At 65.3% G+C, this 25,133-nt stretch carries 21 protein-coding genes; 13 read left to right on the top strand and 8 right to left on the bottom strand.

Annotated elements, in window-relative coordinates; genetic code table 11:
* Positions 1 to 201: 201 nt before the first annotated feature.
* From QOU61_RS22100 to QOU61_RS22080, 5 genes are all read left to right on the top strand, one after another.
* Positions 202 to 1,455 carry an ABC transporter substrate-binding protein gene (locus QOU61_RS22100; RefSeq protein WP_289653313.1) on the top strand — a complete coding sequence of 418 codons (1,254 nt, stop codon included), beginning with the start codon at positions 202 to 204 and terminating at the stop codon, positions 1,453 to 1,455.
* Positions 1,456 to 1,531: 76 nt separating this feature from the next.
* Positions 1,532 to 2,395, top strand: coding sequence for a branched-chain amino acid ABC transporter permease (locus QOU61_RS22095; protein ID WP_289653312.1), 864 nt, complete (start codon positions 1,532 to 1,534; stop codon positions 2,393 to 2,395).
* Positions 2,395 to 3,381, top strand: coding sequence for a branched-chain amino acid ABC transporter permease (locus tag QOU61_RS22090; protein WP_289653311.1), 987 nt, complete (start codon positions 2,395 to 2,397; stop codon positions 3,379 to 3,381). The genes QOU61_RS22095 and QOU61_RS22090 overlap by 1 nt, the downstream gene beginning before the upstream one ends.
* Positions 3,371 to 4,153 carry an ABC transporter ATP-binding protein gene (locus tag QOU61_RS22085; RefSeq protein ID WP_289653310.1) on the top strand — a complete coding sequence of 261 codons (783 nt, stop codon included), beginning with the start codon at positions 3,371 to 3,373 and terminating at the stop codon, positions 4,151 to 4,153. The genes QOU61_RS22090 and QOU61_RS22085 overlap by 11 nt, the downstream gene beginning before the upstream one ends.
* Positions 4,150 to 4,869: an ABC transporter ATP-binding protein gene (locus QOU61_RS22080; protein ID WP_289653309.1), complete on the top strand. Its 720-nt coding sequence runs from the start codon at positions 4,150 to 4,152 to the stop codon at positions 4,867 to 4,869. Before QOU61_RS22085 ends, QOU61_RS22080 begins: the two co-directional genes overlap by 4 nt.
* Positions 4,870 to 4,896: 27 nt before the next feature.
* Here the strand turns inward: QOU61_RS22080 and QOU61_RS22075 are convergent, their stop codons facing one another.
* Positions 4,897 to 5,547, bottom strand: coding sequence for a TetR/AcrR family transcriptional regulator (locus QOU61_RS22075; protein ID WP_289653308.1), 651 nt, complete (start codon positions 5,545 to 5,547; stop codon positions 4,897 to 4,899).
* Between the two features lie 125 nt (positions 5,548 to 5,672).
* Here QOU61_RS22075 and QOU61_RS22070 point away from each other — a divergent pair, with 125 nt between their 5' ends.
* Positions 5,673 to 7,961 (top strand): arylsulfatase, encoded by a 2,289-nt coding sequence (locus QOU61_RS22070; protein WP_289653307.1) that lies wholly within the window; start codon positions 5,673 to 5,675, stop codon positions 7,959 to 7,961.
* 78 nt (positions 7,962 to 8,039) lie between these two features.
* Here the strand turns inward: QOU61_RS22070 and QOU61_RS22065 are convergent, their stop codons facing one another.
* The gene (locus tag QOU61_RS22065; protein ID WP_289653306.1) at positions 8,040 to 11,186 is read right to left on the bottom strand and encodes an efflux RND transporter permease subunit; all 3,147 of its coding nucleotides are present in this window, start codon (positions 11,184 to 11,186) and stop codon (positions 8,040 to 8,042) included.
* Positions 11,183 to 12,340, bottom strand: a complete 1,158-nt coding sequence (locus QOU61_RS22060) for an efflux RND transporter periplasmic adaptor subunit (RefSeq protein ID WP_289653305.1) — start codon at positions 12,338 to 12,340, stop codon at positions 11,183 to 11,185. The genes QOU61_RS22065 and QOU61_RS22060 overlap by 4 nt, the downstream gene beginning before the upstream one ends.
* A gap of 161 nt (positions 12,341 to 12,501) precedes the next feature.
* On the opposite strand from QOU61_RS22060, the gene QOU61_RS22055 reads away from it, so the two are divergent.
* The 5 genes from QOU61_RS22055 (at position 12,502) to QOU61_RS22035 (ending at position 18,052) form a co-directional block, all read left to right on the top strand.
* Positions 12,502 to 12,963: a MarR family winged helix-turn-helix transcriptional regulator gene (locus tag QOU61_RS22055; protein ID WP_289653304.1), complete on the top strand. Its 462-nt coding sequence runs from the start codon at positions 12,502 to 12,504 to the stop codon at positions 12,961 to 12,963.
* Positions 12,964 to 13,315: 352 nt separating this feature from the next.
* Positions 13,316 to 15,634 carry a TonB-dependent siderophore receptor gene (locus QOU61_RS22050; RefSeq protein ID WP_289653303.1) on the top strand — a complete coding sequence of 773 codons (2,319 nt, stop codon included), beginning with the start codon at positions 13,316 to 13,318 and terminating at the stop codon, positions 15,632 to 15,634.
* A 247-nt stretch (positions 15,635 to 15,881) separates the two neighbouring features.
* Complete coding sequence (gene exbB, locus QOU61_RS22045; protein WP_502876805.1) at positions 15,882 to 16,814, top strand: tonB-system energizer ExbB; 933 nt, start codon at positions 15,882 to 15,884, stop codon at positions 16,812 to 16,814.
* Between the two features lie 3 nt (positions 16,815 to 16,817).
* Entirely contained in the window at positions 16,818 to 17,261 is a 444-nt protein-coding gene (exbD, locus tag QOU61_RS22040) for a TonB system transport protein ExbD (protein WP_289653302.1), read from the top strand.
* Positions 17,258 to 18,052 carry an energy transducer TonB gene (locus tag QOU61_RS22035; RefSeq protein ID WP_289653301.1) on the top strand — a complete coding sequence of 265 codons (795 nt, stop codon included), beginning with the start codon at positions 17,258 to 17,260 and terminating at the stop codon, positions 18,050 to 18,052. Before exbD ends, QOU61_RS22035 begins: the two co-directional genes overlap by 4 nt.
* Positions 18,053 to 18,137: 85 nt before the next feature.
* On the opposite strand, the gene QOU61_RS22030 is transcribed toward QOU61_RS22035, so the two are convergent.
* On the bottom strand, positions 18,138 to 19,358 hold the full coding sequence (locus QOU61_RS22030) for an ABC transporter substrate-binding protein (protein WP_289653300.1): 1,221 nt from the start codon (positions 19,356 to 19,358) through the stop codon (positions 18,138 to 18,140).
* Between the two features lie 563 nt (positions 19,359 to 19,921).
* Here QOU61_RS22030 and QOU61_RS22025 point away from each other — a divergent pair.
* Complete coding sequence (locus QOU61_RS22025) at positions 19,922 to 21,127, top strand: glycosyltransferase family 39 protein (RefSeq protein WP_289653299.1); 1,206 nt, start codon at positions 19,922 to 19,924, stop codon at positions 21,125 to 21,127.
* 9 nt (positions 21,128 to 21,136) lie between these two features.
* Here the strand turns inward: QOU61_RS22025 and QOU61_RS22020 are convergent, their stop codons facing one another.
* From QOU61_RS22020 to QOU61_RS22010, 3 genes are read right to left on the bottom strand one after another with little or no spacing between them, the layout of a single operon-like run.
* Positions 21,137 to 21,571: a hypothetical protein gene (locus tag QOU61_RS22020; RefSeq protein ID WP_289653298.1), complete on the bottom strand. Its 435-nt coding sequence runs from the start codon at positions 21,569 to 21,571 to the stop codon at positions 21,137 to 21,139.
* A gap of 35 nt (positions 21,572 to 21,606) precedes the next feature.
* Positions 21,607 to 22,293 (bottom strand): site-2 protease family protein, encoded by a 687-nt coding sequence (locus QOU61_RS22015; RefSeq protein WP_289653297.1) that lies wholly within the window; start codon positions 22,291 to 22,293, stop codon positions 21,607 to 21,609.
* Positions 22,290 to 23,207 (bottom strand): LysR family transcriptional regulator, encoded by a 918-nt coding sequence (locus QOU61_RS22010; protein ID WP_289653296.1) that lies wholly within the window; start codon positions 23,205 to 23,207, stop codon positions 22,290 to 22,292. Before QOU61_RS22010 ends, QOU61_RS22015 begins: the two co-directional genes overlap by 4 nt.
* A gap of 97 nt (positions 23,208 to 23,304) precedes the next feature.
* Between QOU61_RS22010 and QOU61_RS22005 the strand changes: the two genes are divergently transcribed.
* Positions 23,305 to 24,213, top strand: a complete 909-nt coding sequence (locus QOU61_RS22005; RefSeq protein ID WP_289653295.1) for a DMT family transporter — start codon at positions 23,305 to 23,307, stop codon at positions 24,211 to 24,213.
* Positions 24,214 to 24,306: 93 nt separating this feature from the next.
* On the opposite strand, the gene QOU61_RS22000 is transcribed toward QOU61_RS22005, so the two are convergent.
* Positions 24,307 to 25,053, bottom strand: a complete 747-nt coding sequence (locus QOU61_RS22000; RefSeq protein WP_289653294.1) for an SDR family NAD(P)-dependent oxidoreductase — start codon at positions 25,051 to 25,053, stop codon at positions 24,307 to 24,309.
* Between the last annotated feature and the right edge of the window lie 80 nt (positions 25,054 to 25,133).

Here is a 25,133-nt window from a genome sequence, read left to right as displayed (position 1 = left end):
GCACGCGAGGCAGCGCCGCTGATCGACAAAGTATCTAGCGATCGCGCGAGCGGCGACTGGCGGCCGCAACTTGCCGATGCCAATCGACCATGCAATGCTGAATGGCCAACAAGAGGGGGGAGCGGCAGGGCCGACACGGCTCGCGCGTATCCCGGCTGTCAAAAGCCTGGCAACGGGTGGGTCGTTCTCGGAGACTGTCAGATGAAATTGAGGCATATCATCGGGCTGCTTTGCGCCGCCGCGATGTCGGCTGTGTTCGCGGGCGAAGCCGCAGCGCAGGACAAGACGGTCAAGATCGGCGCCATCTTCCCCTTGAGCGGCAATGCGGCGAGCGCCGGCATCCATGCCAAGGCCGCGATCGAGGTCGCGGTCGACATCATCAACAATGCGCATCCCGAGTTTGGCGATTTCCCGCTGGCGAAGAATGCGGGACTCGCCGGGCTCGGCGGCGCCAAGCTCGACGTCGTGTTCGCCGACAACCAGGGCAGCCCCGCTACCGGCCAGAACCAGGCGCTGCGCCTGGTCACCGAGGAGAAGGTGGTCGCGCTCACCGGCGCCTATCAGTCCGGCATCACGCTCACCGCGAGCGCGATCGCGGAGAAATACGGCATTCCCTTCGTCAATGGCGAGTCGGTCGCCGCCAACCTGACCGAGCGCGGCTTCAAATGGTTCTTCCGCACCACGCCGGTCGCAACCGACTTCGCCCGGATCTATTACGACTTTCTCGCCCAGATGAAAGCGGCTGGCGTCAAGACCGACAATGTCGCCGTCGTCCACGACAACACGGAGTACGGCACCTCGGTCTCCAGCGTGATCGCCAGCGTGTTCAAGGAAAAGGGCCAGAACATCGCGCTCGACATCGCCTATGGCGTGAATGCCACCGACGTGCAGAGCCAGGTGCTTCAACTCAAGGAGAAGAAGCCCGACGTCGTGATCATGGTCGCCTATACGTCGGATGCGATCCTCTATGCCAAGACCATGCAGGCGCTCGACTACAAGCCGCCGATGATCATCGGCGACGATTCCGGCTATTCCGATCCGTCCTTCATCAAGGCGGTCGGCAAGATTTCGCAAGGCGTCTTCAACCGCTCGTCCTGGAGCGTCGGCCCGCCGGGCTCGCCGACGGCAATCATCGCCGAGATGTACAAGAAGAAGAGCGGCGACGATCTGGACGACACCGCCGGGCGGCAGATGCAGGCGCTTTTCGTGCTGGCGGACGCGATCGACCGCGCGGGCTCGACCGATCCGGCCAAGATCCAGGCGGCGCTGCGCGCAACCGACCTCAAGCCGGATCAGCTGATGATGGGCTACAAGGGCGTCAAGTTCGACGAGAAGGGCCAGAACACGCTCGCCTCGGGCGTCATGATCCAGCTCCAGGATGGCGAGAACTATGTCGCGGTCTGGCCGAAGAGCGCGACCACCAAGGAGGCGGCCACGCCATACAAGGGCTGGTAGTCTTTAGGCGGCCATTGCGCGCATTTTTGCAGGAAGCTTTGCAGGAAACCCGCCACATCGGAACCAGACGCGGCGCATGTCCCTTGTTCTTGTCCAGGTGATTGTCGGCGGTCTGCTGCTCGGCGCGGTCTACGCGCTGTTCTCCTCGGGCCTGACGCTGGTCTGGGGCATGATGAACGTCGTGAATTTCGCGCACGGCGATTTTGTGATGCTCGGCATGTACGTCGCCTATGTCGTCTACACGCTGCTCGGCGCAGGACCCCTGGTCGGCGCGCCGCTCGCGATGCTGGTGCTGGCGACGCTCGGCGTCCTCATCTATTTCGCGCTGATCCGGCACGTCATGAAGGGGCCGATGCTGGCGCAGATCCTCGGCACCTTCGGGCTGGCGTTGCTGCTGCGCTACTCGGTGTTCTGGTGGTTCGGCGCAAACTTTCTGACGCTGCCGGAAAACCTGGTCGGCGGCACGCTCGACCTGTTCGGCATCCGCATCCAGGCTTCGCGGCTGCTCGCGGGCGTGGTCGCACTCGCCGTGACGCTCGGCCTGCACTGGCTTCTGACCCGCACCTCGCTCGGCTCCAAGATGCTGGCGGTCGCGGAGGATTCCACCGCCGCGCAGCTGATGGGCATCCGCCCCGACAGCATGCAGGCCGTGGCCTGGGCGATCGCCGCCGGCGCCACGGGGCTCGCCGGCGCGCTGATCGCGACCTTCTTCTACATCGTGCCGACGGTCGGCGAGACGCTCGCCATCGTTGCCTTCGTCACGGTGTCGCTCGGCGGCTTCGGCAGCGTGCCCGGCGCGCTGGTCGCGGGTCTCCTGATCGGCGTGATCGAGTCGCTGTCGGCCTATCTGATCGGTGCGGTCTACAAGGACATCGTGGTCTACACGCTGTTCCTCGGTTTCCTCTGGTTCCGGCCGCAGGGCCTGATGGGCAAGATGTGATGCGGCGGCTCGTCTGGCTTTCCGTCGGGCTTGCGCTGGTGATCGCCTATCCGCTGCTGTTCTCGACCCCGTTCCAGCAGCGTCTCGGCGCGCTGGTGCTGCTCTATGCCATCGCGGCTTCGGCCTGGAACATCATCGGCGGCTATGCCGGACAGGTCTCGGTCGGCCATGTCGTGTTCTTCGGCTGCGGCGCCTATGCCGCGATGGGCGCCTACACCCATTTCGCGCTGTCGCCGCTGGTCGGCATTCCCGCCGGCATCGTGTTCAGCGTCGCGATCGCGGCCGTGATCGGCGTGCCGACGCTGCGGCTGTCCGGCCATTATTTCAGCATGGCAACCATCGCGGTCGCCGAGCTTGCGCGCCTCATCGTCACCAACACCACCTATCTCGGGGCGGCGGTGGGCCTCAGCGGCCCGCCGGTGCCGCGCAACGTCTTCGATCTCTCCTTCATCTCGGCGCTGCCTTACTACTATCTGTTTCTGGCGATCCTCCTCATCACGCTCGCGATCACCTGGTGGATGACCAACAGCCGGATCGGCTTCTACCTGCGCGCCATCAAGGACTCCGAACGCGCCGCGCGCTCGCTCGGCGCGCCCGCAAGCCGCACCAAGCTCTACGCCTTCATGCTGAGCGCGGGGCTCACCAGCATTGCCGGTGCGCTCTATGCGATGATGTTCGGCTTCGTCGACCCGGAGTCGGGGCTCGGCATCCTGATCTCGGTGAAGATGCTGATCATGGCGGCGCTCGGCGGGGCCGGCCTCCTGTTCGGGCCGCTGGTTGGCGCCGCGATCCTGGTGCCGCTGGAAGAAATCTCCAACAGCCTGCTCGGCGGCAAGGGAGCCGGGCTCACCTTCGTGGTCTATGGCGCGATCATCGTCCTGATCGCGCGCTTCCAGCCGGGCGGCATTCTGACGCTGATCAGGCAGTTGCTCGAGAAGCGCCGCAAGGCGCCGGAAGGCGAGGCGGGAGCCGGCCATGCTGCTTGAGGCACGCGGCATCACCAAGGCGTTCGGCAGCTTCAAGGCGGTCGATTCCGCAAGCGTCACGCTGGAGCAGGGCGACATCCTCGGCCTGATCGGGCCGAACGGCGCCGGAAAATCCACCTTCTTCAACTGCCTGACCGGCGATCTCGCCTCGACCTCCGGCACCGTGCGGTTCGACGGCCACGACATCACGGCGCTCTCGCCGGAAGCGCGCGCAGCCCTCGGGCTCGCGCGTACCTTCCAGGTGCCGCTGACCTTCGAGGGCATGTCGGTCAAGGAGAACGTGATGATCGGCGCCTTCCTGCGCACGTCGCATCGCGCGGAGGCGGAGGCAAAGGCGCGCGCGGTGCTGGCGCGCGTCGGCATGGCGCGCCTTGCGGATGCGCCGGCACGCTCGCTCGGCACGCCGGGCCGCAAGCGGCTGGAGATTGCGCGCGCGCTTGCGACCGAACCGAAGGTCCTGCTGCTCGACGAGGCCATGGCCGGGCTGACCCAGCGCGAGGTGCAGCTTGCGATCGAACTGGTGCGCGATATCCACCGCTCCGGCATCACGCTCGTGATCGTCGAGCACATCATGGAAGTGATCATGTCGCTGGCGAGCCGGGTCGTGGTGTTCCACCAGGGCCGCGAGATCGCGCGCGGCACCCCGCGTGAGGTCACCAGCAACCCCGCCGTGATCGCCGCCTATCTCGGCACGCGCGCCGCCAAGGCTGCCGCCGGCCACACCCCGATCGAGCTGATGGGCGTCCCCGAGCCACGAGCGGACGAACCATGACCGGACCGCTGCTCAGGATCGAGCATCTGGAGGTGCGCTACGGCGACCTGATTGGCGTGTCCGACGTGTCGCTGGAGGTGCCCGAGGGCAGCGTGGTGGCGCTGCTCGGCTCCAACGGCGGCGGCAAGACCACGACGCTCAACGCCATCGCCGGGCTGATCCCGGTGCACTCGGGCTCGATCAGCTTTCGCGGCGAGGCCATCGCGGGGCAGAGCGCCTTTGCGATCGTGCGCAAGGGGCTCGCGCTGTCGCCGGAAGGCTGGCGGCTGTTCGTGCAGCAGAGCGTGGAGAACAATCTGCTGCTCGGCGCCACGCCGCTGCGCGACAAGGCGCGCGCCGCGGCGCTGCTGGAGCGCGTATACGGAGTCTTTCCGCAGTTGAAGGAGCGGCGCAAGCAGCGCGCCGGCACCATGTCGGGCGGCGAACGGCAGATGCTCGCGGTCGGCCGGGCCTTGATGAGCGACCCGAAGCTCTTGATGCTTGATGAGCCGTCGCTCGGCCTGGCACCGGCGGTGGTGGAGACGATGTACGAGACTTTTGGCCGGCTGCATCGCGAGGGCCTGACGCTCCTGCTCGCCGAGCAGTCGATCGAGCTTGCGCTGGAGGTCGCCGACTTCGCAACCGTGCTGCAGGTCGGAAAGAGCGTGCTGTCGGGCACCGCGAAAGCCCTCGCCGAGGACCCGCAGGTGCAGAAGGCCTATCTCGGGACGGCCTGAAGCCGCAGCCGTAAGGCCGCGCCGCCTTCAACCCGCCTCCGCCTCCAGCAGCAGCACGAGGCAGCTCGCAAGCCGCGTCTCCATCTCCTTGTCATGCAGCGACAGCGGGCCGGGATCATTGATGATCGCATTCACCAGCGTTCCCAGCACGACCTGGAATCCGAACGCGATGGCGCGCGTCTTGGCGGCCTTGCGGCCCTTGCCCATGAGCGGCAGCAGGAGAGGGGTGGCGCGTTCGGCGTTTGAGCGCGCGAGCCGCTTGAACGGCGTCCATTTGTCCGGCCTTGTGTCGTCGTGCTGGAGCGCCGCGCGCAGCACGCCCTCATGTGTGCGGATCCAGCCGACGATGCCGCTGACGATCCCGCGGCAGAGATCGGCAAGCTCGGCGTCGCCGGGCGTGCCGCGCCGATCGAGTGCGGCAAGCCGGCGCGCCCCGTCGCGCGCGGCGATCTCCATCAGGGCGTTGAAATAGGCCTCCTTGCTCTCGAACCGGCTGTAGAAGGCGCCCACGGTGCCGCCGACCTTGGCGCAGAGGGCTTCGATCGAAAGCTCCGTGAGGCCGCGGGTCCTCAGCATGTCGGCGCCGGCTTCGAGTAGCGCCAGCGTCGTCGCGCGGCTGCGCTTCTGCCGCGACGGGGTGACACCGGGGAGGTCGAGTTCTCCTGTTTCCAGCCGCATGGGCGCTTGCATCTCCGCTCGATCATAATCATAATTCGGATTATTATTTAACGCAATCCGAATCGCGTCGACGCGGAGGTGAGCGGCGGTCGTCCACCGCGAGGCGCCGGCTAAGGGAGGGACGCATGGGCGCAGCCAGCGACACGCCGTTTGGCGGCACGATCGGCAAGACGGTTGCGAGCTCAAAACCCTGGTGGCCGACGGCCATCAAGCCGCCGGCCGGCGCGCCCAACATCCTGGTCGTACTGTTCGACGATGTCGGCTTCTCCGATTTCGGCTGCTACGGCTCGCCGATCAGGACCCCGACCATCGATCGGCTTGCCGCCGAAGGCCTGCGCTATTCCGGCTTCCACACCACGGCGATGTGCTCGACCACGCGCGCGGCGCTGCTCACCGGGCGCAACCATCATTCGGTCGGCGTCGGCTGCCTCGCCAATTTCGATTCCGGCTATCCCGGCTACCGCGGCAAGATCGCCCGCGAGGCGGGAACGCTTGCGGAAATGCTGCGGGCGCACGCCTATCGCAACTACATGGTCGGCAAGTGGCACGTCACCCCGCTCACCGAGAGCGGCGCGACCGGGCCGTTCGACGGCTGGCCGCTCGGCCGCGGCTTCGACCGCTTCTACGGCTTCCTCGACGCCGAGACCGACCAGTACGCGCCGGAGCTCGTGTCAGACAACACGCATATTGATCCGCCGGGCAACCATGCCAGCGGCTATCATCTGACCGCCGACCTCGTCGACCAGGCGATCCGCTTCATCGGCGACCACATCGCTGATCGGCCCGATCTGCCGTGGCTGACCTGGGTCGCGTTCGGCGCCTGCCACGCGCCGCATCAGGCTCCCGCCGACATCATCGCGGGCTACGACGAGGTCTTCGCGGATGGCTGGGACATCGAGCGCGACCGCCGCCTGGCGCGGCAGAAGGCGATGGGGCTTGTGCCCCAGACCACCCGATTGCCGCCGCGCAATGACGGCGTGAAAGCCTGGGACGAGCACAGCGACGACGAGCAGCGCGTCTTCACGCGCCTGCAGGCCGCCTTCGCCGGCATGCTCGACCATGCCGATCGCCATCTCGCCCGCCTGATCGCCTTTCTGGAGAAATCAGGCGTCCGCGACGACACGCTCGTCATCGTGATGTCGGACAACGGCGCCAGCCAGGAGGGCGGCCCGCTCGGCTTCATCAACGCGATGGGGCCGTACAATTTCAAGCCCGAGCCTGTCAGCGAGAAGCTTGCCCGCATCGACGACATCGGCGGCCCCGATACGCATTCCAATTTCCCGCATGGCTGGGCGATGGCCTCGAACACGCCGCTGCGCCGCTACAAGCAGAACACCCATGGTGGCGGCATCCGCGATCCCTTCGTCCTGTCCTGGCCGAAGCGCATCGAGGCTGGGGGCGAGATGCGCCACCAGTTCGTCCATGCCTGCGACCTGGTGCCGACACTGCTCGAGCTTGTCGGCATCGACGCGCCGAAGGAGATCGCGGGATGTCCGCAGATGCCGCTCGAAGGCGAGAGCTTTGCGCGCTCGATCAAGGATGCCGGGGCGCCGTCAAAAGCCTCGCCGCAATATTTCGAGATGTTCGGCCATCGCGGGCTCTGGCGGGGCGGCTGGAAGGCCGTCACCTATCATCCGCCGGGCACGCCGTTCGAGAACGACCAGTGGGAGCTGTTTCATCTCGACCAGGATTTTTCCGAAACCAGCGATCTGGCGGCCAGGGAACCCGAACGGCTCGCCGAGATGGTCGCCCTGTGGTGGAGCGAGGCCGAGAAGCACAAGGTGCTGCCGCTCGACGACCGCTTCGGCCCGCGCTTTGCCGAGAACGCCGCGCGCTTCCAGGGCGCGCGCAACCGCTTCACCTTCCACGCCGGCATGGGCCATGTGCCGACCGACGTCGCCCCCGATGTGCGCAGCCGCAGCTACACCGTCGAGGCGCATGTGGAGATCGACGCCGGCGGCGCCGAGGGCGTGCTGATCGCCCATGGCGACGCCACCTCCGGCTACAGCCTCTACATCAAGGACGGCTTCCTGGTGCACGATCTCAATATCGGCGGTTCGCATCAGGTCGTGCGCTCGGAGCGCAAGGTGGGATCAGGTGCGCGCTGCCTCGGCGTTCGTGTCGAGCGGCTGGTGCGCAAGGAGCCGCCGGCGAAGGGCGCGCGCACAGGGGTGAGCGAATACACGCTGCTGATCGACGGCGAGCCCGCCGGCAGCCTGCAGACCCAGCTCGGCTTCCACAATTTGATCTCGTGGTCGGGGCTCGACATCGGGCGCGACCGCGGCAGCCCGGTGTCGCATTACGAGGCCCCGTTCGAATTCACAGGCGCGCTCGCCAAGGTCACGGTCGTTATGCATGAGGACCAGAAGCTCGACGGCGAGGCGGTCGGCAATGCGCAGATGGCAAGGCAGTAGGCGGCGCGAGCCCCCGTTCTCGCTGCGGCCGCCGAAGGAGCGGCTTGGTTCGTCGTGGAAGGCGCGCTCGTTTGCGGGCTATTCGGCGGCCTGCTTGACCGAGCCGTGCTCGGCATCGCCCTCATCAGGCGTTGCATCGGAGCTGCCCCAATTCGCAAACGCGTTGTTCAGCCGGTCGAGATAGAGGTAGATGACCGGCGTCGTGAACAGCGTCAGCGCCTGGCTGACGATCAGGCCGCCGACCATGGCATAGCCCAGCGGCTGGCGGATTTCCGAGCCGGTGCCGGTGCCGAGCATCAGCGGCACGCCGCCGAGCATCGCCGCCATGGTGGTCATCATGATCGGCCGGAAGCGCAGCAGGGCCGCCCGGCGGATCGACTGCTCCGGCGTGAGGTGCTCGTCGCGCTCGGCGGCGATGGCGAAGTCGACCATCATGATGCCGTTCTTCTTGACGATGCCGATCAGAAGGATGATGCCGATCAGCGCGATCAGGCTGAAGTCGTAGCCGAACGCCATCAGGATCGCGAGCGCGCCGACGCCCGCCGAGGGCAGCGTCGACAAAATGGTCAGCGGGTGGATGTAGCTCTCATAGAGGATGCCGAGGATCAGATAGACCACGACCAGCGCGGCCAGGATCAGGAGCGGCACGGTGCCAAGCGACTGCTGGAACGCCTGCGCGGTGCCCTGGAAGCTCGAATTGAGGGTCGCGGGCGCGCCGAGGTCGACCATCGCCTTCTGGATCGCATCGGTGGCCTGGCCGAGCGCCACGCCCTGCGCGAGGTTGAAGCTGATGGTGATCGCCGGGAACTGGCCCTGGTGGCTGATCGAGAGCGGCCGGACCGGCACGGTGGTCCATTTCGCGAAGGTCGCAAGCGGCACCTGATCGCCGGTGGTCGGCGACTTGATGTAGATCTTGTCCAGCGAATCCAGCTTGCCCTGAAGCTCGGGCAGGATTTCCAGGATCACGTGATAGCTGTTGAGCTGGGTGAAATATTGCGTGACCTGGCGCTGGCCGAACGCGTCATACAGCGTGTCGTCGATCAGCTGCGGCTGGATGCCATAGCGCGAGGCGGTGTCGCGGTTGATCTTCAGGTCCAGCGTCGTGCCCTGGCTTTGCTGGTCGGTCGCGACGTCCCGCAGCTGCGGCAGCGTCTGCATCTTCGCCAGAATCTTGGGCGCCCATTCGTTGAGCTCGGCGAGGTTGGCGTCCTGCAGCGTGAATTCGAACTGGGTGCGGGTCGGCCGGCCGCCCAGCCGCACGTCCTGCGCCGCCTGCATGTAAAGCCGGGCACCCTGGACCTGCTCCAGCTTGGGGCGGAGCCGCGCAATGATCTGCTGGGCGCTGGCCTTGCGTTCGTTGCGCGGTTTCAGCGTGATGAAGATGCCGCCATTGTTGCCGGCCCGGCCGCTGCCACCGATAAACATCGCGGAGGTGGCGACATCGGGGTCGGCCATCACGATCTTGCCGAGCGCTTCCTGGCGGTCCTTCATGGCCGCGAAGGAAATGTCCTGCGAGGCTTCGGAGGTCGACGTGATCATGCCGACGTCCTGTTGCGGGAAGAAGCCCTTCGGGATGATCACGAACAGATAGACCGACAGGCCGACGGTCGCGAAGAAGATCATCAGCGTGGTGAACTTCCAGCGCAGCGCAAGGTCGAGGCCGCGCTCATAGGCGTGCAGCATCCCGTCGAAGGCGCGTTCGCTCCATTGGTAGAACTTGCCGTGCCTGGTTTCGCCGTGCGCGCGCAGGAAGCGCGAGGCCATCATCGGCGTCAACGTCAGCGACACCACCATGGAGACAAAGATCGTCATCGCCAGCACGACCGCGAATTCGCGGAACAGGCGGCCGATGATGCCGCCCATCAGCAGCAGCGGGATCAGCACGGCCACCAGCGAGATGCTGATCGACACGATGGTGAAACCGATTTCGCTTGCGCCCTTGAAAGCGGCGGCAAGCGGCCGCTCGCCTTCCTCGATGTAGCGGGTGATGTTTTCCAGCATCACGATGGCATCGTCGACCACGAAGCCGACCGCGATGGTGAGCGCCATCAGCGACAGGTTGTCGAGCGTGTAGCCGAACACCCACATCAGCGCGCAGGCACCTAACAGCGCCAGCGGTACGGTCACGGTCGGGATGACGGTCGCCCAGAAGCTGCGCAGGAAGACGAAGATGACCATCACTACCAGGAAGATGGTCAGGGCCAGCGTGAACTGGACGTCCTCAACCGCGGCGCGGATGGTCTGGGTGCGGTCTGAGAGGATCTCGATGCTGATGGCCGGCGGGATCGCCGCCACCAGCCGCGGCAGCAGCGATTTGATCTTGTCGACGGTCTCGATGACGTTGGCGCCGGGCTGCTTGAACACCACCAGGAACACGCCGCGCTTGCCGTTGGCCCAGGCGGCCTGCTTGGCGTCCTCCGGTCCGGTCACCGCCTGGCCGATGTCGCGGATCCGCAACGGTCCGCCGTTGCGGTAGGCGATGATGACGTCGTTCCAGTCCTTGGAGTCGAGGAGCTGGTCGTTGGCGTAGATGGTGTAGGAGCGCTTGTCGCCGTCGATATTGCCCTTGGGGCTGTCGACCGTGGTGATCGCGATGGCGCTGCGCACGTCTTCCAGCGACAGGCCCTTGGCCACGAGCTTCGCCGGGTCGACCTGGACGCGGATCGAGGGTTTCTGCTGGCCGCCGATGAAGACCTGGGCGACGCCGGAGATTTGGCTGATCTGCTGGGCGAGCTGCGCGTCGATCGCGTCGCTGACGGTGGTGAGCGGCAGCGTGTCCGAGGTCGCCGACAGGATCAGGATCGGGGAATCCGCCGGATTGACCTTGCGATAGGTCGGCGGCGAGGGCAGGTTTTTCGGCAACTGGCCGCTGGCGGCGTTGATCGCGCCCTGCACGTCGTTGGCGGCGCCGTCGATGGAGCGGTTGAGGTCGAACTGGATGGTGACGCTCGCCGTGCCGAGATAGCTCGTCGAGGTCATCTGGGCGATGCCCGGGATCTGCGCGAACTGCCGTTCCAGCGGCTGCGCCACCGAGGTCGCCATGGTTTCGGGGCTCGCGCCCGGCAGCGTCGCGGTGATCTGGATGGTCGGGAAGTCGACCTGCGGCAGCGGCGCGACCGGGAGCAGGGGATAAGCGACGAGGCCGACAAACAGGATGCCGGCCATCATCAGCGAGGTGCCGATGGGGAAGCGGATGAAGGGTGCTGAAATCCCGCCGCCGATCATTCCTGCTTGACCTTGCCTTGCGCCGGATCCGAGCTCGCCACCGCCGTGGTGACGAGCGAGCCCGGCTGAACCTTGAATTGCCCGCCGGTGATGACCTGTTCACCGGGCTTCAACCCCTCGTCGACCACCGAGCGGCCGTCGATCGACTGGCTGACCTTGACCTTGCGCAGCTCCGCCTTGTTGTCCTGGCTGACCGCGTAGGCATAGAGGCCGTCGGTCGAATGCTGGATCGCGTCGTCCGGGACCACGGTGACGTCCTTCAGGGTCTTGATCAGAAGGCGGGTCAAGACCGACTGTCCGGGCCAGAGCGCATGGTTCTTGTTGTCGAACACCGCCTTCAGCCGAATAGTCCCGCTGGTGGTGTCGACCTGGTTGTTGATGACCGCCAGCTTGCCTTCGGCCAAGGGCTTCTTGCCATCGGTGGTGATCGCGATCACCTTGAGTGCGCCTGCCGCTTGGCCTTCATTGATGTAAGGCAGCTGATCTTCTGGCGCGGTGAAGATAACAGAAATCGGCTCGATTTGGGTGATCGAAACGATGCCGGTTTGGGTAACGGCATTGACGATATTGCCGACATCGACCTGGCGCAGCCCGACGATGCCGGTAATCGGAGCTTTCACCTGGGTATAATCGAGCTGGGTCTGGGCGTTGGTGATGGCCGCGTCGTCGGCTGCGATCAGTGCGGTCATTCGCGCAACCATTGCGCGTTGGGTGTCGGTCTGCTGCCGTGTCGCGAACTCGCCGAGCTTGGTGTAGCGCTGCAGGTCGAGATTGGCGTTGGCGAGGTCGGCCTCGTCCTGCACTTTTTTGGCCTTGGCCTGGTCAAGCGCCGCCTGGAACGGCCGCGGGTCGATTTCGGCGAGCAGGTCGCCCTGGTTGACCATCTGGCCTTCCTGGAAAGCGATCTTGTCGATCTGGCCGTCGACCCGGGTGCGCACGACCACCATGTTGAAGGCCTGCACCGTGCCAAGCCCGGTCAAATAGATCGGAAAATCAGCCTTTTCGACCGGGGCGACCGAAACCCGGATCGGCTGCGGCCGCGCGGCGGATTTCTGGGCGCTGGCCAGGTCGGCCGCCTGATAGCGGGACCAGCCGTAGTAGCCCCCAACGGCCACGGCCAACCCCAGCAAAACCCACCAAACCGTTCGTGTCATTTTCGTGTTGTTCCGTGCGGGACGTCAAAAAATAAGAATAAAGGGTCTTTCAAAGCGTTCCTAGGTATACCAGATAATCGGGTATAATACGCATGCATTTAATGTGTAAACACACTACAACTTGAGAATCATAAACTATTGGAAAGGTTTGCACGGCGTTGATGTCGTTCGATCTCAAACGCCAGCTCGTTGCACAACTGGTCGAGAGTTCGCGGCTGTTGCGCAACTACATCGACCACCGCGCCAAGGGTCGCGGCACCACGCGCGCGCAATGGATCGTGCTGTTTCGCCTGCGCCAGCAGGAGGGCCTGTCCCAGGTCGATCTCGCCGACGTGCTCGAGCTGCAGCCGATCTCGCTGGTGCGGCTGCTTGACCGGCTGGTGGAGCATGGCCTGCTCGAGCGCCGCCACGATCCGAAGGACCGCCGCGCCAACCGCCTGTTCCTGACCGCCGCCGGCCGCCAGCTCGTCGACGACCTCGACAGCCTGCGCGACGCGATTGCCTCCGACGTGCTGGACGGCATGTCCGACGACGCGATCGAGACAAGCCTCAAGGCGCTGCAGGACATCAAGGATCGCATCAAGCTGATCTCCGATCCGTCCGGCCATATCGCGGCAAAGTAACGTCTGGCCGATTCACCGCGAGCTGGCCTGACGCCGCCGTCACATGATACCGATCGGGTAATCTTCCCTGTTTTGCGCATCACGCTTTTAGAATCGTTTTTAGAATGGTTTTGATCTGGATGGATTCAAGATTGCAAAACGCCCATTCGCGTTGACCTGAATTTTTGCGCTCGATACCACCGCGCATCGCTCGCTGCGATTTGCACTATCGATGTTGGGCGGGCTTGTGGGGCGCAAGAAAATGGCAAGACAACAAACAATGTCGCCGCGTGCGATCGTGGCGACCGGCGCACCAAGCCGCGCTGCAAACTGCTCGACGAAATTCCTTCTTGCGACAAGCAGGTTTGCGATAATGGCGGTCGCGTTCGGCGCGCTCGCTGCCACGGCGCGCGCGCAGAATGCAGGCGAACCGCAGCAAGGGCAGTCGGGGGCGCAGCTGCCGCCGATCCAGGTCACCGCGCCCGAAGCCAAGCGCACCGCGGCCAATGCGCCGTCGCGCCGCGCGGGCAGCGGCACGCGCAAGCCGCGTCCGCAAGTCGCCAGCCAGCCGGCACAACCCGCAGTGCCGAAGGCCTTCGCGGTCTCGCAGGACGCCCGCACCGGCCAGGTCGGCGTCTACGCCAACTCCACCTCGGTTGCGACCAAGTCCAACACCGCACTCGTCAACATCCCGCAGTCGCTGTCCGTCATCACCAAGGATTTCATCGCCGACCAGAGCCCGCAAAACCTCGCCGACGTGACGCGCTACGTGCCGGGCGTTGCCGTGCATCAGGGCGAGGGCAACCGCGACGAGCTGGTGATCCGCGGTGTCGATTCCAGCGCCAATTTCTTCGTCAACGGCTTTCGCGACGACGTCCAGTATTTCCGCGACTTCTATAACGCCCAGAGCGTCGAGGTGCTGAAGGGGCCGAGCGCGCTGACTTTCGGCCGCGGCGCCGGCGGCGGCCTCGTCAACCGCACGCTGAAAGAGGCTGACGGCACGCGCATCTATGAGGCCTCGGCCCAGACCGGATCCTGGGGCGACCGCCGGTTCACCCTCGATGCCGGACAGCTGATCAACGAGAACGTCGCCGCGCGGCTCAACGTGTTCTATGAAGGCGCTGACGGCTTCCGTGACTTCACCCATCTGGAGCGCTACGGCATCAATCCGACGGTGACGCTGGCGCCGAGCGACACCACCAAGATCAAGCTCTCCTACGAGTATTTCCACGATGGTCGCACGGCCGATCGCGGCAACCCCTCGCAGGGCCTCAGCGCGACTGCGCCGTCGTCGACGCGCTTCAATCCGGCCGCGCCCTTTGTGCCGGCCGGCGACTACTCCACCTTCTTCGGCAGTCCGAACCTGAACTTTGCGCGCGCCGACGTGCAGACCGGCATGATGATCATCGACCATGATTTCGAGAACGGGCTGACGGTACGCAACGGCACCATCGTCGCCGACTACAAGAAATTCTACCAGAACATCTATCCGGGCAACGGGCCGCTGTCGGGCGCGGTGAACCCGACGGACACAGCCTTCAATCGCGCCGCCTATAACAACACGACGAACCGCGACAACGTCTTCAACCAGACCGACTTCGTCTACAAGACCAATACGGGTCCGGCGCTGCACACGGTGGCCTTCGGCACCGAGTTCGGCCAGCAGTCCGGCGTCAGTATCCGCAATACCGGCATCTTCCCGAACGGCACCAGCACCATCGTCGCCAATCCGTTCGCGCCGACCTATTTCGGCCCGGTCAGCTTCATCCACCATTTCACCGGGACCAACACCGACGGAGTGACCAGCCCGGATACCAACAGCAAGTATCGCCTCTATGTCGATTCCGCCTACGCGCGCGACACCGTCGAGATCACGCGCTGGTTGCAGCTGATTGGCGGTGCGCGTTTCGACCGCTTCGACAACTCGGCGCTCGACATGAACACCAACACCAACCAGGCCCGGATCGACGACAAGATCTCGTCGCAGGCTGCCGTCATCGTGAAGCCGGTGGACACGCTCTCGCTGTACAGCATGTACAGCACCTCCTATCTGCCGGCCTCCGGCGACCAGTTCTCGACGCTCTCTCCGGGCACGGCGATACTCCAGCCGCAGAAATTCGAGAACAGCGAAGTCGGCGTGAAGTGGAACGTCAATCCGAAGCTCTTGTTCTCCTCGGCGCTCTACAACCTGAACCGCAGCAACCAGCCGATTGCCGACGGCAACAATCCGGGCTTCTTCTTCGCCTCGGGCCGCACCGTGACGCGCGGGTTCGAGGCAAGTCTCGTCGGCTATATCACGCCCGCCTGGCAATCCTCGCTCGCCTATGCCTACACCGATGCGCGGATCACCAGCGCGACGTCGGCGACCGTCGTCCCCGGCAACCGGGTGCAGCTCGTGCCCTACAACCAGTTCGCCTGGTGGAACAAGTATCAGTTCACGCCGATCTGGTCGGCGGCGCTCGGCGTGATCTATTTCAGCGACTCCTTTGCTTCTTCCGACGACACCGTGCGGCTGCCGGGCTTCGTCCGTTTCGATGCGGCAGTCTACGCGCAGATCGACCAGAACTGGCGCGCCCAGCTCAACGTCGAGAACATCTTCAACAAGGGCTATTGGGCTTCAGCCGACGCCAACAACAACCTCTCGCCGGGGCAGGGGCGCACCGTCAGGCTGAAGGCGACCTATCGGTTCTGACCGGGCGGCAAGAGGCTATCCAGATTAGGAGGCCATCCAGATTGGAGGCCTTCTGGTTCACTCGGAGCCATTTCGCGGCTAGACCGGAAGGGTCCTGGAAACGGGATCGGAAATCAGACCGCCCGTTGAGGGTTTTCGATCGAAAAGGTCGCTTCTCAAGCGGTTTTGTTTGGCGTGCTCGGTCATTCACCTTGAATTGGCCAAGCTAACCGGCATAACGACAGGCTCATCCGGGCCGGAGACGGTAATGTTTAGAACGCTTCTTAACGTAGCGGCAGCGCTCTCGCTGCTTGCGATGGCGGCAGCCGCATCAGCCCAGCAGCCGGCCGCAGCGCCTGCGGCGCCCGTCGCTACCCAGCAGCCGGCTGCCCAGCCGGTTCCGGCCGCACCCGCGATCCCGGCACAGGCCCCTGCGATGGCTGCGCCGCAAGCCACGCTCGATTCTGCCACGGCGGCGCCGGCCGCCAGACCGGTAACACTGCAGGTGCCGCGCGAATTGTCGCCCTGGTCGATGTTTCTTTCCGCCGACATCGTCGTCAAGGCGGTCATGATCGGGCTTGCCTTTGCCTCGCTCGTGACCTGGACCATCTTCATCGCGAAAATGATCGAGCTCGCCGCGGCCCAGCGCAAGCTGCGGTCCTCGCTTCACAGGATCGCCGATGCCCGCTCGCTTGCGGAAGCGCAGTTCGCGCTCGGCTCGAAGACCGGCGTGCTGTCCGGTTTCCTTGCCGCCGCGATGCGCGAGGCGCGGCTGTCGGCCGGGATTTCCTCCGATGCCGGCATCAAGGAGCGCGCGGCCTCGAGCTTTGCCGAGATCTCGCGCGCCGAAGCCCGCCGCATCCGGCTCGGCATGGGCCTGCTCGCGACCATCGGCGCGACCTCGCCCTTCGTCGGCCTGTTCGGCACGGTCTGGGGCATCATGAACAGCTTTATCGGCATCTCCAAGGCGCAGACCACGAACCTGGCGGTGGTGGCGCCCGGCATCGCCGAGGCGCTGCTGGCGACGGCGATCGGCCTCGTCGCCGCGATCCCGGCCGTCATCATCTACAACCACTTCGCACGGCTGACGAAAACCTATCTGGAGTGGGTCGGCCGCGCTTCCGGCGCCGCGGCGCGTCTGCTGTCGCGCGATCTCGACCGTGCCTATGGCGGGGCTCATTCGCGCGCCGCGGCGGAGTAACCGATGGGCGCTTCAATCGTAGAAGGCGGCTTTGACGACGAGGAAGAGTTCGCGGAAGCGCACGAGATCAACGTCACGCCCTTCATCGACGTCATGCTGGTGCTCCTGATCATCTTCATGGTCGCGGCGCCGCTTGCCACCGTCGATCTGCCGGTCGACCTGCCGTCCTCGACCGCGGCGCCGACCAAGAAGCCGGACAAGCCGACCTACGTCAGCATCAAGCCGGATCTTGCGCTCGCGATCGGCGAGACGCTGGTCAAGCGCGTCGACCTGGTGCACGCGCTCGACACCATGCCCGATGCGAGCAAGGACCGTTTCGTCTTCCTGCGCGCCGATCGCGCCGTGCCTTACGGCGAATTGATGGACGTGCTGGAGATCCTGAGGGCAGGGGGCTACGCCAAGATCAAGCTGGTCGCGCTGGAAGGAGTGGCGGATACGCCGAAATGAACGCTCTCGACACCGAGCCCCGTGCGTCGCGCCGGCTGTGGGTGTTTGCCGGACTGACGGCGCTTGCGCTGCATTTCGGCGGCGCGGCGCTGGCGGTCGCGCATCTGAAGGATGCCGAGGTCGATGACGAGTTGGGCGCGCCGGCGATCGAGATCGGGCTGGAGTTCTCCTCGCCGAAGCTCGAGCCGACCGATCTGCCGCCGGGCCCGGACTCCGATGCTTCCGTCGCCTCGCCAGCGCTCGCCGAGCAGAAGGCGGAGCTGAAGGAAAGCGATCTGCCCAAGGACACCCCGACCGAGACCGAGGACGCCGACCGCGTGGTGACGCCGAACGAGGTGAAGAAGCCGGTCGAGGACGAAGCCAAGATCGCGGCGGTGCAGACCCAGGCCTCGCAGGAGTCGATTGCCGCGGAAGCGACCGCCACCCCGAGCTCGGAGAGCATGCCGCAGGGCACCCGTTCGGTGGCGCCCGCGCAGGGCACCGGCGAGACCGCGCGACGGGTCCGCGCCACCTGGCAGAAGGAGCTGATCGCCCACCTCGACCGCCACAAGCGCTATCCCGCCGAGCGCGTCCAGAAGAGTGCCGAGATCTTGGTCGGCTTTACGCTTGATCGCCTCGGCCATGTGCTGTCGGCCAGCGTGGTCAAGGGATCGGGCGATGCCGCCTTCGACGAGGCGGCGCTGGCGATGATTCGCCGTTCCGATCCCGTGCCGCAACCGCCGCCGCTCGTGGCCGACGAGGGCCTGAATTTCACGCTGCCGGTGATCTTCCGCGTCAAGGGCAAGAGCTGAGCCGCGGCGTCATCTTGGATCACGCTCGGGATGGTCTCTTTCCCTCTCCCCTTGTGGGAGAGGGTGGAAGAGCACGTAGCCCCGCTCAGCTCTTCTTCACCATCGGGCAGACGCTCTTTTCCAGCGGCAGCCAGGCTTCTTCCGCAGGGATGGTGGCAATCAGCTTGTAATAGTCGAACGGATATCTCTGTTCGGTCGGCTTCTTCACCTCGAACAGATAGGCGGGGTGGATCTTGCGGCCGTCGGCGCGGATCGAGCCCTTGCCGAACAGCGGATCGTCGGTCGGCATCTCCTTCATCTTGGCCACGACAGCGCGGCCGTCATGCGGATTGCCGCCGAGCGCCTCGAGCGCCTTGAAGTAATGGATCAGCGAGGAATAGACGCCGGCCTGCACCATGGTCGGCGGCATTTTCTTGGTGCGCTCCATGAAGCGCTTGCTGAAGGCGCGGGTCTGGTCGTTCATGTCCCAGTAGAACGTCTCGGTGAAGTTGAGCCCCTGTGCCACGTTGAGTCCGAGCGAGTTGACGTCGGACAGGAACATCAGCAGGCCCGCGAGCTTCTGTCCGCCCGAGACGATGCCGAACTCCGCCGCCTGCTTGATCGCGTTGGTGGTGTCGCCACCGGCGTTGGCGAGGCCGACGATCTTCGCCTTGGAATTCTGCGCCTGCAGCAGGAACGAGGAGAAGTCGGCATTGTTGAGCGGGTGCTTGACCGAGCCCAGCACCTTGCCGCCATTGGCGGTGACGACGGCTGACGTGTCGCGCTCCAGCGCCTGGCCGAACGCGTAATCGGCGGTCAGGAAGAACCAGGTGTCGCCGCCGGATTTCACCAGCGCCTTGCCGGTGCCGTTGGCGAGCATGTAGGTGTCGTAGACCCAGTGCACGGTGTTCGGCGAGCATTGCGAACCCGTGAGGTCCGATGACGCCGAGCCCGAGTTCAAATTGACGACGTTCTTCTCCTTGGCGAGGTTGGCGATCGCGAGCCCGACGCCGGAGCTTGCGAGGTCGACGAACACGTCGACCTTCTCGACGTCGATCCATTGCTTGCCGATGGCGACGCCGACGTCCGGCTTGTTCTGGTGGTCGGCCGAGATCACCTCGATCTTCCAGCCCTTTGCCAGCAGGCCTGAATCCTCGATCGCAAGCTGGGCGGCGACCGTGGAACCGGCGCCGCCGATGTCGGCATAGAGGCCGGACTGGTCGCCGAGGCTGCCGACCTTCACCACCTTGTCCATGGTCTGCGCCAACGCGCTGCCGGCCAAGAACAATCCCGTGGACATGACCACGGCCGCAATCGCCCGCTTCATTTCCCCTCCCATGTGCTTTTTTCCGGGTCTCGGCCCGGTCTATCGCGCCACTATGCCCGGCCTTGACGGCGTCGCCTAGTGTGGGGTTCTTCTCCGTTTTGCGATCGGTCGCCCGCGGTTCGCGGCAAATTCCACGTTGCGACAAATTCATTAGGCCCGATCCTGCGACTTGGTAGAGTTCGACCCGTTGCAAGGGGCATCCTCTCCCATGAGTCAGACGGGTCTATCCACGGTCACCGCGCCTGCGGGGCCGACCGGACTGGCGTCCATCAGGGCCGCGATCGCGCGCCAGCCGGCGGTCTGGCTGGTGGCGCTTCTGGTTGCCATCGTGCACGCCGCGACGGCGCACCGCTACGATGCCCAGCGCAACGAACTCTATTTCCTGGCTTGCGGCTGGCATCCGGACTTCGGCTATGTCGACCAGCCGCCGCTGGTGCCGCTGATCGCCGCGGCCACGCAAGTCTTCGGCATCAATATCTGGCTGCTGCGCCTGCCGGCGACCCTTGCGGCGGTCGGACTGGTGCTGCTTCGCGCGGCTGCTCGGCGGCGGCGGGAGGGCCGCGGTGTTCGCAAGCGTCGCCGCCGCGATCGCGCCGGGGCTCGCCGGGCTCGCATCTCACCTGACAACCTCGACCTTCGAGCCGATCGCCTGGACCGGCGCTGCCTTTCTGCTGGCGCGCGCCATCATCGAGGATCGGCGCCGCGATCTGATCTGGATCGGGGTGCTGGCCGGGCTAGCCATGGAGGCCAAATGGGGGATCGCCGTCTGGCTGGTCGCGCTCGGCCTCGGCGTTGCCGCAACGCCCGCGCGGCGCATCCTGCTGTGGTGGCAGCTATGGGTCGGGGTTGCGATCTCGGCCGCGTTGTTCGCGCCGAACCTGATCTGGCAATGGTGGCACGGCTGGCCGTTCTTCGAGGTGATCCTGCCGCATCTCGACCGCCAGAAGGATTTTACCGGACCGTTCTGGCAATTCGAATTGCGCCAGGCGGCCGCGATGAACCTGGCGCTGGCGCCGCTGTGGCTGGCCGGCGTCGTCGCTCCCTTCGTCGACCGCAGGCTTGCGGATGTGCGTTGGCTGTCGCTGGGCTTCGTGCTCGCCACCGCCTTCTATTTCCTGGAGCGTGGCACGAACTATTATCTGTTTCCGGCCTATCCGGCGATGTTCGCGGCCGGCGCGGTCTGGAGCGAGCGGCTCGGCGTGTGGATCACACGCGGCTGGATGGTTGCCGCGCTTGCCCTCGGCGTGCTGATGGCGCCGGTCGTGCTGCCGATTCTCGAACCCTCCGTGCTGCAACGCTACATGGAGGTGACGCGCCTGCGGCCCGCGCCGATCGAGGCGGCCGGCGTCGGTGCGCCACTGACGCAAAGCCTGTCCGACGAGTTCGGATGGCGCGAGCTGGAAGGCAAGGTTGCGGCGGTGTTCCGGAGCCTTTCGCCGGACGAGCAGAAGCACGCCGCGATCCTGACCGCGCATTACGGGCAGGCCGCGGCGATCGATGTCTATGGCCGCGCCGACGGTTTGCCGCCGGCGCTCAGCGGGCATAACCAGTATTGGTTGTGGGGGCCGCGCGGCAGCGGCTATCCGCTCGTCATCCATGTCGGCGGCGATGTCGAGCGCTGGCGGCGCGCCTGCAATTCGATCGATGTGGTCGATCGAACCGACAGCCCCTTTGCGATGCCTTACGAGAACGGCCGGCCGATCTTCATCTGCCGCGGCCTGCGCGTGCCGCTGGAGCAGATATGGGACCGCCTGAAGCGCTACCGGTAAAGGCCGGCCTCAGCGCCAGTAATAGCGGATGCCGACATAGATCGCGGCAAGGCAGATGAAGATCAGCGCCACCGGAAGCCGCGGCTTGCCGGTCGCGCTCGCCGCGAACATCGAAGGCTTCGGCTTGGGTGCCGGCCGGCGGAATGCGGTGACGTTGTCGCTTGCGGCTGGCGGGGGGGCGGACCGCGGCCGGACGTCGGGCGGCGCGCCGGTGCCGCCCATCTCCTTGAAGTAGGCCTTGTAGATCAGGCTGATGGTCGCTTCCGTCGCCTCGGTGTCCGGCATCTTGTCGAGCAGCGCCTTGTAGCCGGCAAGGAAGGTCTGCGCTTCCGCAGGCAGCGTCGAGGTTCCGTTCAGCTTGGCCATCATCTTCCAGGTCGCAAAATCGGCGCGGGCCCTGGTATCGGCACGTCGCGCGATCATCATGTCGGCAGCTTTGACCAAGATGGCTCCAGCCCTTTTACAAGCCCTCCCGGCGGCTAGGCGTTGCCGCTGAGAAGCAGAATCAACCCGAGCACGTAACCGGTGACCGTTCGCAGTATGGTCGAAATAACATCAAGATTTAGACCGAACTGCGAGCCCGCCAAGGGGAGCAGGATCAAAATTCCGATCAGGATCAGCATGCCGAACGGTTCGAGCCGCGCCAGCGGCCGCGCAAGGAACCCGGGCAGGAGGCCGACCGCGACGCGGCCGCCATCGAGCGGCGGAATCGGCATCATGTTGAAGACCGCGAGCACGATGTTGATCAGCAGCGCGTTTTTCAGGTTGTCGGCGACCCATTGAGCGCTGGTTGCCGGCACCAAAGGCAGCGCGTGGAAGGCCAGCGCCGCGGCAAGCGCGAGCAGGATGTTGGTGGCGGGGCCGGCCAGCGCCACCCACACCATGTCCAGCTTCGGATTGTTCAGCTTGCGGAAATTCACCGGAACCGGCTTGGCATAGCCGAACAGGAACGGCGAATGGGCGAACAAGAGCATCGCCGGCAGGATCAAGGTGCCGAAGGGATCGATGTGGCGCAGCGGGTTGAAGCTGACCCGGCCCATCTGCCAGGCGGTGTCGTCGCCGAGCCGGTGGGCAGCAAAGCCGTGCGCCGCCTCGTGGAAGGTGATGGCGATGACCAGCGGCAGGACCCAGACCGAGATCTGGTAGAGGGTGATGTTGGCGCTCACGCGACGGTCTCATGCGGTTTACGTGATGGTACGGCGCTGCCGCGATGGCGCTTCGAGGGCGGGCCGCTGGCGATTGACCTGCGCAAATGGTCAGCAAGCAACGATGCCGCGCGCGACAGATTGGCGCTTCGATGCAGGCAGATGTCGGCAGCGGGAAGCGGCGGCAGGCCCTCGCGCTCCGACAACGGTCGAAGTCGTGGTGGAAACGTGCCCGACTTGACGACGGTGACGGCGAGCCCCTGTGCGGCAATCGACTCCACGGCGGCAAGGCTGTGGCTCACGAATGCGAGACGCCAGCGCCGCTTGAGGCCGTCGAGCGCCTCGATCGCCCATTTTCGGAACAGACAGCCCTGAGGGTAGAGCGCGAGCGGCAACGGATCCTGGTCCTCCACGAAACGCGTGTGGCCGGCTGCCCATATCGCTTGCTCGCGCCGCAAAAACTCGCCGTCGCCGCTTCCTTGCGGATGCATGGCGATGACGAGGTCGTAGGACTTGCCGAGCCGCGCCGACATCGACGATGTGAGTCCTGTTTCCATCTCGACATGGATCAAGGGATGGCTGGCAACGAAACTCGCCAGCAATGGCGGCACAATCAAGGTGCCATAGTCGTCCATCACGCCGAGACGGACCACACCTTCGATCTTGTGCTGGCGCAGCCGGCCCACGGCTTCGTCACTCAGCACCAGGATACGTCTTGCATATCCGAGCAGGCCTTCGCCGGCAGGGCTCAGGTCGACGCTTGCCTTGGTCCGGTGAAACAGCTTCGTACCCAACTGTTCCTCGAGGCGCTTGATCTGCATGCTGACCGCCGACTGGGTCCGGTTGAGCGTCGCGGCCGCGCGCGTGAAGGAGCGCAGGTCGGCTACTGCAACAAACGCGCGCAGAAGGTCAGGATCGAGGTGAGGGGAGCTCATCACAGAATTTGATTTATTCTATCAGATAAATTCCATTTCATGATTATTAGCCCCTCCCTACGATCGACCGCAAGAAAGAAACGCGGGGAGCGGGGCCATGGGAGAAATCGGCGGAGTCCTGGCCGCGGTCCTGTCGAGCGGTCTCGGCGGAATCTCGATCGGGGCGACACGTTACTTGGTGGGCGCAATCGATCCACTCGCGATCGGTTCCTTCCGCTTCGGCATCGGGTTCTTACTTCTGCTGCCGCTCGCCTGGATGAAGGGTGGTGCCTGGGCAGTGCGTCAGGACTGGCTCGGCACGGCTGGGCTGGGCGTGCTTTACTTCGCGCTCTTCCCCATCCTGTTCAATGCCGCGCTGATCTTCACCACCGCCGCGCGCGGCGCGCTTGCGCTGTCGACGCTGCCGCTCCTGACCATGGTGGTTGGCGCGCTGCTCGGCGCGGAAGCAATGACGCTGCGCAAGTCCGCCGGTGTGCTGATCGCGGTGTTCGGCGTCGCGCTGGCGCTGCTGTCGGGTCTGGCCGCGGCGCCGGAAGGAGCGTGGCGCGGCGATCTTCTGATGGTCGCCGCAGCGCTCTGCATGGCGCTCTACAGCATCTGGTCCAGGCCATTGATCCGTCGAGCCGGGCCTATTCCCTTCACGGCAGCGGCCATGGGGGTCGGCGCGGCCTGCCTGATTCTGCTCTCATGGTGGCGCGGCAGCTTTGCTCCGGTCGTCGCGTTCGGCCCATCGCAATGGTTTGCCGCCATCTATCTCGGGGCCTTCGGCGCGTCGCTCACCTTCTATCTGTGGGCGTTGGCGCTCGAACGAACGACACCGACCCGCGTCGCGATCTCGGTCTGCGTCAATCCGATCGCCGCGTCGCTGGTTGGCGCGGTGCTTCTCAACGAGCCGCTGCACTGGAATCTGGTGGCGGGCATCGCGACGGTCTTTGCCGGCATCTGGATTGCAACGACCAGCGGTCGGCTCAAGGCCGCGCGACCGAGGGTGGATGAAGCTCTATGAGCGACGTGTCGAGCCGCTGTCGACGGAGTGGCGCTCGTATCAATGGGCAAATGGGGCCTTCGACACGGCGCCACCGCGCGGCCTCCTAGCGGGTCAGTACGTCGCCCGGCCGCCGGAGATGTCGAACACCGCGCCGGTCGAGAACGCGCAGTCTTCCGACGCCAGCCAGGCGACCATCGCGGCAAGCTCCTCCACCAGCACGAAACGGCCCTTCGGGATCTTCGACAGCATGAAGTCGATGTGCTGCTGCGTCATCTGGTCGAAGATCGCCGTCTTCGCCGCCGCCGGGGTCACCGCGTTGACCAGGATGTCGTGCTGGGCAAGCTCCTTGCCGAGCGATTTGGTCAGCGCGATCAGCCCGGCCTTCGAAGCCGAGTAATGCGATGCGTTGGGATTGCCTTCCTTGCCCGCGATCGAGGCGATGTTGATGATGCGGCCGTATTTCTGCTTGAGCATTTGCGGCACGATCGCCTGGCAGCAGATGAAGGGGCCGTCGAGGTTGATGCGCAGCACCTTGCGCCATTCCTCCAGATCCGTCTCCCACACCGTTTTGTTGACGCCGGCGATGCCGGCATTGTTGACGAGGATGTCGACCTTGCCGAAGGCGGCGAGCGTCGCCTCGCGCGCCTTCTCGACCGCGGCAGGGTCGGTGACGTCGACCTTGAGCGCGATGACGGCCGGTCCGATCTCCTTCGCCGTCTTCTCGGCGAGCGGCAGGTCATGATCCCAGATCGCGACTTTGGCGCCGGAATTGACAAGGCGCTCGGTGATCGCGCGCCCAAACCCTTGCGCGCCGCCGGTGACGACGGCGCTGCGGCCGTTGAGATCGATCTTGTTCATGTCACGGCTCTTTCCGAATTGAGTTGCTTGATCGCGTCATTGCGGGATGCGCCGGCTGGCGCCGACCCGGAATGGCGGAG

The organism is Bradyrhizobium sp. NP1 (assembly GCF_030378205.1).
GTDB lineage: Bacteria > Pseudomonadota > Alphaproteobacteria > Rhizobiales > Xanthobacteraceae > Bradyrhizobium.
The sequence above is the reverse complement of the archived record's forward strand: the minus strand, read 5'-3'. Positions and strand labels throughout refer to the sequence as shown.